A 13,646-nucleotide genomic window follows, 5' to 3' on the forward strand; every position below is an offset into this window, starting at 1 on the left:
ATGGCGAAATGGTGGAAGGCGCTGGCCGGCGCCGGTGTGATCAGCCTATTGCCAGGAGCCGCGCTCGCGGCCGGGGATATCGGCGGCGCGACGATGGGGCCGCTCTGGGCACTGCCCTTCGCCGGCATGCTGCTCTCGATCGCGCTCGGGCCGATCCTGTTCCACCATCTCTGGGAATTGCACTACGGCAAATTCGCCGCCTTCTGGGCGCTCCTGCTGCTGGTGCCGCTCGTCACCCTGCGCGGCTTCGACGCCTCGCTCGGCGCCGTGCTCCATACGGCCCTGCTCGAATATTTGCCCTTCATCATCCTGCTCTTCGCGCTCTTCACCATCGCGGGCGGCATCCTGATCACCGGCAACCTGCACGGCTCGCCGGCGACCAACACCGTCATCCTCGCGATCGGCACGGTGATGGCCAGCATCGTCGGCACGACCGGCGCCTCGATGATCCTGATCCGGCCCCTGCTGCGGGCGAACGACAACCGGCGCCACAACGTCCATGTCGTGGTCTTCTTCATCTTCCTGGTCTCGAATATCGGTGGATCGCTGACGCCGCTCGGCGACCCGCCGCTCTTCCTCGGCTTCCTGCGCGGGGTCGACTTCTTCTGGACGACCTGGCACCTGCTGCCGGAGACCGGCTTCGCCGTCGTGGTCCTGCTGCCGCTGTTCTACGCGCTCGACAGCTATCTCTACAGCAAGGACGACAGCCTGCCGTCGCTGAAGGACCCGACGCCGGACCGCAACCTGAAGCTCTGGGGCAAGGTCAACATCCCCCTGCTCGCCGGCGTCATCGCCGCGATCCTGCTCTCGGCCAACTGGAAGCCGGGCATCGTCTTCGATATCCACGGCGTGCATGTCGAGCTGCAGAACCTCGTCCGAGACGTCATTCTGCTCGGGCTCGCCGGGCTCTCGCTGGTGCTGACCCCGAAGCAGGTGCGCGCCGGCAACGAGTTCTCCTGGGGCCCGATCCTCGAGGTCGCGAAGCTTTTCGCCGGGATCTTCATCTGCATCATTCCGGTGCTGGCGATGCTGCAGGCCGGACGCGAGGGCGCCTTCTCGTCGCTGGTCGCGCTGGTCAACCATCCCGATGGCAGCCACAACACCGTCGCCTATTTCTGGCTGACCGGGCTGCTCTCCTCCTTCCTCGACAACGCCCCGACCTATCTCGTCTTCTTCGAGCTGGCCGGCGGCAATGCCAAGGAGCTGATGACGACGGGTGCGCTGACGCTGGCGGCGATCTCGGGCGGCGCGGTCTTCATGGGCGCCAACACCTATATCGGCAACGCGCCGAACTTCATGGTCTACGCCATCGCCAAGGACCGTAAGGTCGCGATGCCCAGCTTCTTCGGCTACATGCTCTGGTCCGGCGCGATCCTGATCCCGGTGTTCATCCTGCAGACCTTCCTGTTCTTCCGGTAACGCCGGACATCCAATCGTCATTCTCGGGCGCAGACCCGAGAAGCGCTGGACGAGAGGACACTGGTTTCCGAGATGGTCGGGTCAAGCCCGACCATGACGGGAGAGCGCTGCTACGGCCGCCCCGTCGGCACGCCTTCCCTGATCTTCGCCGAGAAATCCGGATCGTCGAGCGAGAGCGCTCGCGCCTTGTCGCCGATGCGCGCGAGGCGGACCAGCTCGTCGAGAGGCACATCCTGCCGGATCGCGCCGATCCGCTGGAGATAGCCCGGCAGGTAGCCCGAGAGCAGCACGCGCGGATCGAGCGGCAGCGAGAACTTCCATTCGGGCGCCACCGTGCCGACGAGGTGGTAGACCACGGTGGTGCAGTTCGTGGTCAGCGTATTGTACCAGCGCGGCCTGGCGGCAAGGTCGTTCACGTCCTTGGCATAGGCCAGCAGCAGGTCGCGCGCCTGGGCCGGCGAGGCGCTCAGCCGGAAGAGGCGCGCATCCTCCTTGCGGGCGTTGGTGCGCAGGCCGACGATATCGCGCTCGTCGGCGGCGACATAGGCCATCTCGTAGCTGCGGAAGAAGCCGGCGATGGCCGAATACTCCTCGCCCTTTTCGCGCCTGATCTCGACCGAGAAGGTCAGGGGCGGCTGGTCGGAGAAGGTGAAGCTGACCAGCAGATGCGCGATGGCCTCGCCCGACCAGTAGCTCAGGAAGATGTCGGCGCCGCTGATCGCGGCGAGGTCGTAGCGCCGCGTTTCCCAGCGCTGGTCGTAGTCCTGCTCGCTGCGCCAGCGAAAGTTCCTGACATTCGAAACCGTGAGCACCTCGCCTTCGCGAGCGATGCTCGGCAGGCGGGCGAGCTCGGGAATCCAATCGCGCTGGTGCGATGGCAGGAAGCTGCTCCACCAGGACAGAAGGCCAATGAAGAGGGCGGCGAAGCCCAGCGGCAGCCGCGCCTCGCTCGTCCAGATGCCGACGAGCCCGGCCAGCGCGGCGATGCCGAAGCCGATGGCCGCGATGCCGGCCGTCGCACCGGACAGGCGAAAATAAAGGAAGCCCGCGCCCCAGAGCGCGGCACCGAGGATCACGAGGGTCAGGACGAGCTTCAGCACAATGAGAAAGAGGCGGCGCATGGCCGCCTCTCCTAGCATAGCCGCAGCCGCTTGACGTCAGGCTGCGAGCGAATTGCTCGGCGCCGCCGCCTTCACCGCGTCGTCGACATGGGCCTCGAACTTCGCGAAGTTCTTGGCGAACATGCCGACGAGGTTCTTCGCCGTCTCGGCGAAGGCGGCTTTGTCGGCCCAGGTCTTCACCGGATAGAGGATATGCGGCTCGACGCCGGGCACCGACGTGGGGACGGCGAAACCGAAATAGGGATCCCGGCGGAAATCGGCGCGGTTGAGCGAGCCGTCGAGCGCGGACGAGAGCAGCCGGCGCGTCACGCGGATCGGCATGCGCCGGCCGGTGCCGTACTGCCCGCCGGTCCAGCCGGTATTGACCAGCCAGCAATCGACATGGTGCTTGGCGATGAAGTCGCGCAGCAGATTGGCGTATTCCGACGGGTGCCGCGGCAGGAAGGGCGAGCCGAAGCAGGTCGAGAACTCCGGCTGCACGCCGGTCAGCCCGCGCTCCGTGCCGGCAACCTTGGCGGTGTAGCCGGAGAGGAAGTGGTACATCGCCTCGGCCGGGGTCAGCTTGGCGATCGGCGGCATCACGCCGAAGGCGTCGGCGGTCAGCATCACGATGTTCTTCGGGATGCCGGCGCGGCCGGTGCGCGAGGCGTTGGGGATGAAGTCGAGCGGATAGGCCGAGCGGGTGTTCTCGGTCTTGCTCTCATTGTCGAAATCGACCTCGCGGGTCAGCTCGTCCATCACGGTGTTCTCGAGCACCGTGCCGAAGCGCAGCGAGGCGGCGAAGATCTCGGGCTCGGCCTCGGCCGAGAGACGGATCGTCTTGGCGTAGCAGCCGCCCTCGAAGTTGAAGATGCCCTCCTTCGACCAGCCATGCTCGTCGTCGCCGATCAGCGTGCGCGCGGGGTCGGCCGAGAGCGTGGTCTTGCCGGTGCCCGACAGGCCGAAGAAGATCGCCGGGTCGTCCTTGGGGCCGACATTGGCCGAGCAGTGCATCGGCACCACACCCTTGGTCGGCAGCACGTAGTTCAGATAGGTGAAGACCGATTTCTTCATCTCGCCGGCATAGGCCGAGCCGCCGATCAGCACGATCTTGCGGGTGAAATCGATCGCGACGACGGTCTCGCTGCGGCAGCCATGCCGGGCCGGGTCGGCCTTGAAGCTCGGCAGGTCGACGATCGTCATCTGCGGGACGTAATCGTCCAATTCCCCGCGCGCCGGGCGGATCAGCAGGTTGCGGATGAAGAGCGAGTGCCAGGCCATCTCGGTATAGACCCGGGCCTTGACGCGATGGGCCGGGTCGGCACCGCCATAGAGATCCTGCGCGAACAGCTCCTTGCCTTCGGCATGCGCCAGGAAATCGGCGAGCAGCGTCTCGAAATGCTCAGGGCTCATCGCCTGGTTGTTGTCCCACCAGACCGTGTTCTCGGTCAGCGCGTCGCGCACCGTGAACTTGTCCTTAGGCGAGCGGCCGGTATGGCTGCCGGTATCGGCGCAGAGCGCGCCGCCGCGCGCGAGCTGGGATTCGCCCCGGCGCAGCGACTCCTCGTAAAGCTGTGGCGCCTCCAGGTTCCAGTACACGGCCTTGAGCTTGCGGAAGCCGAAGCCCTCGGCACCCTGGGCGGCGTTGAACTGACCGATCGTGTTCACTGAAATCCTCCGGCAGCCGCCGCATCGTGGCAGCCTGTTGTCGAACGCGTACGCTCGGACCTTGAAGAAGATCCAGCGCCGGGCGGAGACCTTGCGGCCGTGTCCGGTCTTTAAGCCTCGGCGGCACGGCGCTCAAGTCACGGAAATCGCAAAAAACTTCGCAACTTCGGCTAAATCGTTTGAATTCGCGGGGGATGGTGAGCGAGGATGGTGAATATCCCCCGCCCCCGATCATCCGCGCGCCCGTGCCTCCTGAGCGAGCGCGACGAGGACATGCCGCAGCCCGGCCGGCTCGGTGACGCGGTCGGGGAAGACGAGCCGCCCGTTCTCGTCGCCGCAGACGAGATCGAGCCCTTCCGGGTCGAGGCCGGTCGCCTTCCAGCGTCCCTCGGGCAGGCCCAGAAGCTTCGTCGCATAGAGGCTCAGCGCCTCGGCATGGTCTTCGTTCATATGGGCGATCGCGTCGTCCTCGGCCGCGATCAGCGCCTCGCAGCCGGCAAGGTCGAGCAGCACCGCACCGACCGCGATCTCGCCGGCACGGGCGAAGCCGCCATTGGGGTGGAACCCCTGGACGGAGAGGCGGAACAGCGAGAAATCCGGGAAGTCGGCATAGAGCTTCGCCTTGGGGTGGCGCGCGAGGAAGCGGCGCCTGGCGTTCTCGTCGGTGCAGCGCTCGGCTCGCCCGACGACGCTGAGCCGGGCGGAATTGGCGAGCGGATCCCCCTTGCCCAGCGACGAGACGAGAACGGAAACGCGCGGATCGGCCTCGATGTTGCGGGTGTGGAGCGAAAGCTTCGAGGCGAGGAACAGCGGCGAACCATCGACATCGGTGGCGATGTTCGTCAGCGTCGCGAGCGGGAAGCCGCTCATCGGGTCGAGCGTCGCCAGCGCCGCGATCCGCGCCTTGCGCAATGTCGCGCGAGCCATGGCGACGGCGTCGAAATCATCCGGCGCGGAGCCGCCGAGTTCGAGGCCGCGCGGCGTGATGGCGGAGGGGGCGACGGCCTCGGTCATCTCCGTTTGCTTCCTGCCGGTCCGATTTCTTCTGCAAAAACATGAACGCTTGGGGCGTTCGAGCGTTGCGCCATAGCGAATCCGCCTCCGAGGCGCTAGATTGCTGCCATGCTTTGGCCGCTCTCGCAGGGGAGTGGACCCCTTTATTGCAACAAGAGCAAGAGATGAAACCCTTATGCCAACGATTGCGCTGGTCGATGACGACCGCAACATCCTGACGTCGGTATCCATCGCGCTCGAGGCCGAGGGCTACCGCATCATGACCTATACCGACGGTGCCTCGGCCCTCGACGGGCTGAAGCAGAACCCGCCGGACCTCGCGATCTTCGACATCAAGATGCCGCGCATGGACGGCATGGAACTGCTGCGCCGGCTGCGCCAGAAATCCGACCTGCCCGTCATCTTCCTGACCTCGAAGGACGAGGAGATCGACGAGCTCTTCGGGCTCAAGATGGGCGCCGACGATTTCATCCGGAAGCCGTTCTCGCAGCGCCTCCTGGTCGAGCGCGTCAAGGCGATCCTGCGCCGCGCCGGCGCCAAGGACCCCACCGCCGTTCCCCGTTCCGAGGATGCCAAGGCGCTGGAGCGCGGCCTGCTGCGCATGGACCCCGAGCGCCACACCTGTACCTGGAAGGGCGAGCCGGTGACGCTGACCGTCACGGAATTCCTGATCCTGCAGTCGCTGGCGCAGCGTCCCGGTGTGGTCAAAAGCCGCAACGCCCTGATGGATGCGGCCTATGACGATGAGGTGTATGTCGATGACCGCACCATCGACAGCCACATCAAGCGGCTGCGCAAGAAGTTCAATCAGGTCGATCCCGAGTTCGACATGATCGAGACGCTCTACGGCGTGGGCTATCGCTTCAAGGAAACCTGAGGCGAGCCTGCCGGATATCGATGCTGGGATCCCGCGTGCCGGATCGGGCTGGGGCGCGGCTGGAGCGAGTACAGACCCAAGGCATGGCAACGGTCGACAACGAAGCACCTGCGTCATCGGCGGGAAGCCGCTGGAGCGCGGCTCTGCGGCGCCGTCTCGGCCTGATCTGGCGCCGCATGGCGCGTGCGGTCTCGTCGCGCGCGGCGTCCAGCCTGACCCGGCGCATCGTGGTGCTGAATCTCGGCGGCCTCTTCGCGCTGCTGCTCGGCTTCCTCTATCTCAACCAGTTCCGCGAAGGGCTGATCGAGGCGCGCGTGCAGAGCCTGCTGACGCAGGGCGAGATCATCGCCGGAGCGATCGCGGCCTCGGCCACGGTCGAGACCGATACGATCACCATCGATCCGGACAAGCTGCTGCAGCTCCAGGCCGGCGAAAGCGCGGGGATCGCCGATGATCCGCTCGACTTCTCCATCAATCCCGAGAAGGTCGCGCCCCTCCTGCGCCGCCTGGTGACGCCGACGAAGACGCGGGCACGGGTCTACGACAAGGAGGGCTTCCTCACCATCGACTCGCGCGGCCTCTATTCGCGCGGCGACGTGCTGCGCCTCGACCTGCCGCGCGTCGGCGAGCCCGACGAGCCGCCGCTGCTGGAACGCACCTGGAACATGCTGCGCAACCGGCTCGGCCGGGCCGACGTGCCGACCTATGACGATTTCGAGAATGCCAACGGCAAGTCCTATCCGGAGGTCGCGCGCGCCCTGAACGGGGCGCCGGCGAGCGTCGTGCGCGTCAACACGCGCGGCCAGACCATCGTCTCGGTCGCGGTGCCGGTGCAGCGCTTCCGGGCGGTGAAGGGCGCGCTGCTGCTCTCGACGCAAGGAGGCGACATCGACGCGGTGATCGCCGCCGAGCGCTTCGCCATCTTCCAGGTCTTCGCCGTGGCGGCGGGCGTGATGATCGTGCTCTCGGTCCTGCTCGCCGGCACCATCGCCGAGCCGATCCGCAAGCTCGCCGACGCAGCCCAGCGCGTGCGGCGCGGGGTCAAGTCGCGCGAGCAGATCCCTGATTTCGGCAGCCGCCATGACGAGATCGGCCATTTGTCCGGCTCGCTGCGCGACATGACCAAGGCGCTCTACAGCCGCATCGAGGCGATCGAGAGCTTCGCCGCCGATGTCGCCCATGAGCTCAAGAATCCGCTGACCTCGCTGCGCAGCGCCGTCGAGACGCTGCCGCGGGCCAAGACGGAGGATTCGCGCGGGCGGCTGCTCTCGGTCATCCAGCACGACGTGCGCCGTCTCGACCGGCTGATCTCCGACATCTCCGACGCCTCCCGCCTCGATGCCGAACTCGCCCGCAACGATTCCGCTCCGGTCGATGTCGCGCAGGTGCTGGAGGCCGTGGTGACGATCCAGAACGAGACGCGGCGCGAGGGGCAGGCGAAGATCGAGCTCTCGGCTGAGCGGCGCAGCCAGCGCCCCGGCGCCGACGCCTTCCTCGTCATGGGGCACGATTCGCGGATCGGACAGGTCATGGTCAATCTCATCGACAACGCCCGCTCCTTCTCGCCGGCGGACGGGACCGTGCGCGTCATGCTCTCGCGTGTCGCCAACGACGTGCTCGTCACCGTCGAGGACGAAGGGCCGGGCATCGAGCCGCATGCGCTGGAGCGCATCTTCGAGCGCTTCTACACCGACCGTCCGAATGAGGGCTTCGGCCAGAATTCGGGGCTGGGCCTGTCGATTTCGCGCCAGATCGTCGAGGCGCATCGCGGCTCGATCCGGGCGGAGAACCGGCTCGGCCCGGCGGAGCCGGGCGGCGAGACGCCGCGGCTCGGCGCCCGCTTCATCGTCCGGCTGCCGGCCGCCTATCAGCATGCTTCCTGATCCGGGGGGGAAACCGGTCCCGCACCGGGCCGGCGAGACGCGCGTCCATGCGACCACCGTCGCCATCGGCGAGGCCGGCATCCTGCTGCGCGGCCCTGCCGGCAGCGGCAAGTCGACGCTGGCGCTCGCGCTGATCGCGCTGGCCGGCCAGGCCGGCCGCTTCGGCCGGCTCGTGGCCGATGATCGCACCGCCCTGACGGCAAGAGGCGACCGGCTGGTGGCCCGGGCGGTCGCGCCGCTGGAAGGCATCGTCGAGCGCCGCGGCCTCGGCCTGACGCCGGAGCCGGCAACGCCGGCCGTCGTCGTCAGGCTGCTCGTCGATCTGATCGGCGAGGAGCCGGCGCGCATGCCGGAACCGGAAGAGCTGGTGGACAACCTGTGCGGGATCGACCTGCCGCGGTTGCGCGTGGTGGGACGTGTCGGCGACGAGCGGCTGGTGCTCACCGCGCTCGACTTGTTCACAGGCCAGGCGTGAAGGCCATGATTTCGGCGTTTTCGGCGGCGAGTCCCTTGCGATTGTCTCGCACCTGCCGCATAAACCGCCACCTTGTCCGGGCGCCGATGGGCGCTCTCCGGTGCTGGATTGAATGATCGGACTGGTCCTCGTGACTCATGGGCATCTGGCGACGGAGTTCCGCGCGGCCCTCGAACATGTCGTCGGCCCCCAGGCGAACCTGGCGACCATCGCCATCGCCCCCGATGACGACATGGAAAGTCGCCGCCGCGACATCATCGCCGCCGTCGAGCAGGTCGAGGGCGGTCGCGGCGTCGTCATCCTCACCGATATGTTCGGAGGCACACCTTCCAACCTCGCCATTTCGGTGATGGAGCCGGGTCGCGTCGATGTTGTCGCCGGCGTCAACCTGCCGATGCTGATCAAGCTCGCCAGCGTGCGCGAGGAGAAGAGCCTCGACGAAGCGGTGACGAGCGCGCAGGATGCGGGCCGCAAATACATCACCGTCGCCAGCCGGGTTCTTGCCGGCAAATAAGGGCGAGCAGGAAGGGCGGAATGGAAGAAGACTGCGACTGCCCCGAGACCGAGATTCCCGCCGGCGCCCGCTACGGCGAATTCCAGATCATCAACAAGAAGGGGCTGCACGCCCGCGCCACGGCGAAATTCGTGCAATGCGCCGCCCGCTTCGAGGCCGACATCACGGTCAGCCGCTGCGGCGAGACGGTCGGCGCGACCTCGATCATGGGCGTGCTGACGCTCGGCGCCGGCATCGGCTCGACCATCACCATCGTCGCCCAGGGACCGGAGGCAGGCGAGGCGCTGCAGGCGCTGAGCGAGCTGATCGCCGACCGCTTCGGCGAGGGCGAGTGAGGCGCTGAACGGGCTCTGCCCGGTTCGCGCCGCCATGCTCGGGCTCGACCCGAGCATCTCCTGCCGCAGAAGGCTCCCTGCCCGGTTTCCAGAGATTCTCGGGTCAAGCCCGAGAATGACGCCCTGTCACGGGGACCGGACCCCGACCTTCAGACAGCTTCGCCCGGCTCCTCGAACAGCCTCGGCATATGCGCCTGGTACCAGCCCTTGAGCTCCTCGAGGGCCGGGTGCTCGAGATTGCGGCGCAGATAGGCCTCGATCCGCGGCAGGTGCTTGAGATAGCCCGGCTTGCCGTCGCGCTTGTCGAGGCGGGCGAAGATGCCGGCGATCTTGGTGTTGCGCTGCGCGCCGAGGATCGCATAGGCGCGGGCGAAGCCGGCGAGGTCGAAATCGGGCACGTCCGCCCGGCGGGCCGAGCCATAGGCCGCGAGCAGCCTGAGTTCGAGCGCAGCCGGCACGTCGACGCGCGCATCCTGCCCGAGCGCGGCGAGATCATAGGCGGGATGGCCCAGCACCGCGTCCTGGAAATCGATCAGGCCGAGCTTCGCCAGCCCCTCGCGCTCGTCCAGCCAGATCAGGTTGGGGGAATGGACGTCGCGCAGCGTCCAGGTCGCGGGTGCGGCGAGGATCTCGTCGAAGAGCTTGTTCCAGATGCGGCCGAACTCAGCCTGCGTCACGGCCGGCAGCGTCACCCCGGCGATATGCGGAGCATACCATTCGAGGATCAGCTCGGTCTCGATCGCCAGCGCCTGCCGGTCGTATTCGGGGATGATGTGGTCGTGGCCCTCGGCCACCGGCAGGATCGTCGGCAGGGTGTGGCGGTGCAGGTCGGCGAGCAGCCGGGCCGTGGCCTCGTAGCGCTCGGGGATCGGCCGGCCTTCCGCGTCGAGCACGCCCTCCGCGCCGAGATCCTCGATCAGCAGCAGCCCACCGGCCAGATCCTCGGCCAGGATCTCGGGGGCGGAATAGCCGAGCGAGCGCAGGCCGCGATCCATCGCGACGAAGGCGTCGATGGTCTCGGCCAGATGCGCGATCGCGCTATAGGGCTTGCCCATGCGGATCGGCGGCCCGTCCGGGCGCGGCGGCGAGATCATCAGCACGGCGGTCTCGCCGCCCGGCCGTGTCAGGCGCTCATAGGCGCGCGTCGAGGCGTCGCCGAGCATGAAGTCGCGCCGTGCCTCGCCCCAGCCGGCGCCGTCGATGAGCTTGCGCGCCGCGACCGCGATGGCGAGGCGCTGCTTCCAGAGCACGCCGCCGGACAGATCGGCGATGCGGCCGGTTTCCGGATTGTCGGGATCGATGTCGAGCAGGATGTCGAGGCGCCGCCCGGCCGGCAGGCGCCCGCCCGCGCGGTCGGGCCATTCGACCAGCATCACCGCCTGGTCGACATCCTCGACCAGGCCGAGATCGTCGAGCTCGTCCGGCGAGCGCACGCGATAGAGATCGGCATGCAGGACCGGGCCGCGCGGCGTCTCGTAGCTCTGCACGAGGGTGAAGGTCGGGCTCGGCGCCTCCAGCGCGAGGTCGCCGGCGAGCTCGCGCAGGATGGCGCGCGCCATCAGCGACTTGCCCGAGCCGAGATGGCCGGAGAGCGCGACGATGTCGCCGGGCTTGACGATGGCGGCGATGTCGGCGGCGAGGCGTATCGTCGCCGCCTCATTCGCCAGCAGGAGCCGGTGCGTGCCGGCCGCGCGGGCTTCCTCGGTCATTCGGCAGCGTCCGAGAGCGGCAGGCCCTGAGCCGGGAAGATCGCGGTGACGCGCGTGCCCTGCCCCGGCGTGGAGTCAAGTTCGACATGGCCGCCATGGAGCTCGACGATCGAGCGCACGATCGAGAGCCCCAGGCCGACGCCGCGATGGGTCGAGCCGAGAGAATGGCTTTCGAAGCGCTCGAACACCTTCTCCTTGACCTCGGCAGGGATGCCGCGGCCCTGATCGGTGACGGTGAGGCGGATGTCGCCGCCCTGCCGCGTCGCCCTGACGCCGATGGTCTGGCCGGGCGAGGAGAAGCCGATCGCGTTGGAGAGCAAGTTGAACAGCACCTGCCGCAGGCGCTTGCCATCCGCCCGCAGCGGCCCGGTGCGCGGATCTATCTCGACCTTGAGCGACAATTTGCTGTCGGTCAGCCGGTCCTGAAGCCCGGCCGCCGCCTGCGCGATGGTGTCGGCGACATCGACATCCTGCATGTCGAGCGTCAGCGCACCATTGTCGATGGTGGCGAGGTCGAGGATGTCGTTGATGATGGCGAGCAGCGCGCCCGAGGAGCGCACGATATGGGAGGTGTAGTCGCGCTGCTTCTCGTTGAGCGCGCCGACGGTCTCGGTGCCAAGGAGCTGGGCGAAGCCGATGATGTTGGTCAGCGGCGAACGCAATTCGTAGGAGACGTGGTGGACGAAGTCCTCGCGCAGCCGCGAGACCTTCTCCAGCGCGTCGTTCTTCTCGGTCAGCGCCCGTTCGACATTCACGCTGGCGGTGACGTCGGCGAAGGAGATCAGCGTCGCGCCGTCGGGCAGCGGCGCGGCCGCCATATCGAGCACGGTGCCGTCGCGGCGCTCGATCCGGCAGCGATAATCCTCGCGCGCATCGCGCACGCCGGTGACGGTGCTGAGCAATTCGCGCCAGACCTCGTCCTGCGGGAAGAGCGGCCGGCAAAGCCCGACCACCTCGTCGATATGCGGGCCGCTGGCGAGCAGGTCGGCGTCGATGCGCCAGGATTGGGCGAAGGCGGGGTTCGAGAGCTTGAGGCGCCCGTCGGAACCGAACACGGCGACGCCCTCGCGCAGCGAATCCAGCGTCTCGCGCTGGGTGCGGGTCAGCGCGTTGAAGCGCGATTCCAGCGTGAAGCGTTCGGTGACGTCGTCATAGAGATAGGTGACGCCACCTTGCGGGTTGGGGCTGGAGACGACGTGTATGGTGCGCCCATCGGGCAGGTACCACCAATCCTCGTTCGCGCGCGTGGCGGTATAGGCGGCGTGAACGCCCGTTTTCCAGCTCCGGTAGTCGCCGAGTTCGGGCAAGCGGCGCTCGGCGCGCAGGCGGTCGAGGATCTCGCCATCGGTCGGCTGGCCGTCGAGGAAGGCCGGATCGAGCGACCAGAGCGCGTCGAAGCCGGCATTGCGGTAGAGCAGCCGCTGCGTGCCGTCGAAGGCCGCCACCGCCGTCTTCAGCCGGTCGAGCGTGCGGACATGGGCGTCCATCTGGCGCTGCAGATCGTTGCGCACCGCTTCCAGCTCGCTCATATCCGTGGCCAGGCCAGCGAAGCCGGTCGCGGTCGGCAATTCGACGACGTCGAGCGTCCGGCGCTGGCCAGCGACGATGGCCGGGGTGCGGATCGCGAAGGGGTTGCCCTCGCGGCGCGCACGCGCCGCCGCCTCGCGCTCGTTGCGATCGAGCAGCTCCATCCCGCTCTTGGCGGCTGTCGCTGCATCGCCGGCCTCGACCGCCCCTGCATAGGCGGCGTTGACCCAGAGCAGACGCCCGTCGGCATCGCGCATCCAGGCGGGGTGAGGCAGCCCGGCGAGCAGGCTCGACAGCGCCGCATGGTCTCCCGTGACCCGCTCCAGCTCGCTGCGCAGCGTCATCACCTGCGCCCGCTCGCCGGTGACCTCGCGGAAGCGGATGACGGCGCGCCCGGCGACGGGCCGGCCCTCGATATCGACGAAAGGCCCGGCCTTGCTGCGGATCGTGAAGCTGAAGGCCTCGCCGCGCTCCTTCAGCGCGTCGGTGGCCAGTTCCAGCCGCTTGGCGTCGGTCGGCGTCGCCCAACTGCCATAGGCCAGCGCCAGCGCCGCCCCGGGTGCGCCGAGGAAGCCGCTATCGCCCTCGAAGACCGGCTGTGCGTCGCGCCCGTTCCAGCTCGCGACCACCTGCGGATCGGCGGCGAGCAGGATGGAAAGCCGCTCCTGATGGCCGCGCGCCGCCTCCAGCTCGCTCGCGAGCCTGGCCTCGCGCCGCTGCCAGCGCGTGCGCTCGCGGACATAGACGAGGGATGTCGTCGTGGCGAAGACGGCAAGACCCGCCAGGATGATGGAGAGCGCGCCGGTGCTCACCGTATCGAGCTTGGCCGGCGACAGCAGGTCGCTCTGGGCCATGGCAGGCACGGGAAGCAGGGCCAATGCGGGCAGAAGCCCGTGTGGACGCCAGCCGCCACCTCGTCCCTGTCGCCTCGCACGTCTCATTCCGCGTCTGTCGCCTCTTGGGCGGCCGGGCGGCCGCCAACATCGCCGGTCTCGTCGGAATCGGTATCGCGGAGCCGGGCGTTACACCCTCCCCGGCGGCCGATCCACGCGCGCCACCACGCCAATCACTATAGAGCTTGAACCGGGAGCCGCGCCGTCGCAGCACCCCGAATCAGCCCCACTG

General features: G+C 68.0%; 11 protein-coding genes. 6 read left to right on the plus strand and 5 right to left on the minus strand.

Annotation, left to right across the window (positions count from 1 at the left end; genetic code table 11):
* Window positions 1–1,419: a sodium:proton antiporter gene (locus tag IED13_RS18495; RefSeq protein WP_191125042.1), complete on the plus strand. Its 1,419-nt coding sequence runs from the start codon at window positions 1–3 to the stop codon at window positions 1,417–1,419.
* 110 nt (window positions 1,420–1,529) lie between these two features.
* On the opposite strand, the gene IED13_RS18500 is transcribed toward IED13_RS18495, so the two are convergent.
* From IED13_RS18500 to IED13_RS18510, 3 genes are all read right to left on the minus strand, one after another.
* Window positions 1,530–2,540, minus strand: a complete 1,011-nt coding sequence (locus tag IED13_RS18500; protein ID WP_191125043.1) for an Lnb N-terminal periplasmic domain-containing protein — start codon at window positions 2,538–2,540, stop codon at window positions 1,530–1,532.
* 36 nt (window positions 2,541–2,576) lie between these two features.
* Window positions 2,577–4,187, minus strand: a complete 1,611-nt coding sequence (locus tag IED13_RS18505; protein ID WP_038366744.1) for a phosphoenolpyruvate carboxykinase — start codon at window positions 4,185–4,187, stop codon at window positions 2,577–2,579.
* A 231-nt stretch (window positions 4,188–4,418) separates the two neighbouring features.
* On the minus strand, window positions 4,419–5,201 hold the full coding sequence (locus IED13_RS18510; protein ID WP_191125044.1) for a HugZ family pyridoxamine 5'-phosphate oxidase: 783 nt from the start codon (window positions 5,199–5,201) through the stop codon (window positions 4,419–4,421).
* 175 nt (window positions 5,202–5,376) lie between these two features.
* On the opposite strand from IED13_RS18510, the gene IED13_RS18515 reads away from it, so the two are divergent.
* The 5 genes from IED13_RS18515 (at window position 5,377) to IED13_RS18535 (ending at window position 9,285) form a co-directional block, all read left to right on the plus strand.
* Entirely contained in the window at window positions 5,377–6,078 is a 702-nt protein-coding gene (locus IED13_RS18515) for a response regulator transcription factor (RefSeq protein ID WP_038366741.1), read from the plus strand.
* Between the two features lie 83 nt (window positions 6,079–6,161).
* A complete protein-coding gene (locus tag IED13_RS18520; protein ID WP_191125045.1) occupies window positions 6,162–7,961 on the plus strand; it encodes a stimulus-sensing domain-containing protein in 1,800 nt (599 codons plus the stop codon).
* The gene (locus IED13_RS18525; protein ID WP_191125046.1) at window positions 7,951–8,436 is read left to right on the plus strand and encodes an HPr kinase/phosphorylase; all 486 of its coding nucleotides are present in this window, start codon (window positions 7,951–7,953) and stop codon (window positions 8,434–8,436) included. The genes IED13_RS18520 and IED13_RS18525 overlap by 11 nt, the downstream gene beginning before the upstream one ends.
* A 112-nt stretch (window positions 8,437–8,548) precedes the next feature.
* Entirely contained in the window at window positions 8,549–8,950 is a 402-nt protein-coding gene (locus IED13_RS18530) for a PTS sugar transporter subunit IIA (RefSeq protein ID WP_038366739.1), read from the plus strand.
* Window positions 8,951–8,970: 20 nt separating this feature from the next.
* Window positions 8,971–9,285, plus strand: a complete 315-nt coding sequence (locus IED13_RS18535) for an HPr family phosphocarrier protein (protein ID WP_038366736.1) — start codon at window positions 8,971–8,973, stop codon at window positions 9,283–9,285.
* Between the two features lie 149 nt (window positions 9,286–9,434).
* On the opposite strand, the gene tsaE is transcribed toward IED13_RS18535, so the two are convergent.
* Together tsaE and IED13_RS18545 are read right to left on the minus strand one after the other, a co-directional pair.
* A complete protein-coding gene (gene tsaE, locus IED13_RS18540; protein ID WP_191125047.1) occupies window positions 9,435–10,994 on the minus strand; it encodes a tRNA (adenosine(37)-N6)-threonylcarbamoyltransferase complex ATPase subunit type 1 TsaE in 1,560 nt (519 codons plus the stop codon).
* Window positions 10,991–13,375, minus strand: a complete 2,385-nt coding sequence (locus IED13_RS18545; RefSeq protein ID WP_248311247.1) for a sensor histidine kinase — start codon at window positions 13,373–13,375, stop codon at window positions 10,991–10,993. Before IED13_RS18545 ends, tsaE begins: the two co-directional genes overlap by 4 nt.
* Window positions 13,376–13,646: the final 271 nt, after the last annotated feature.

It is taken from the genome of Allobosea spartocytisi, from assembly GCF_014764685.1.
GTDB classification, from domain to species: Bacteria; Pseudomonadota; Alphaproteobacteria; order Rhizobiales; family Beijerinckiaceae; genus Allobosea; species Allobosea spartocytisi.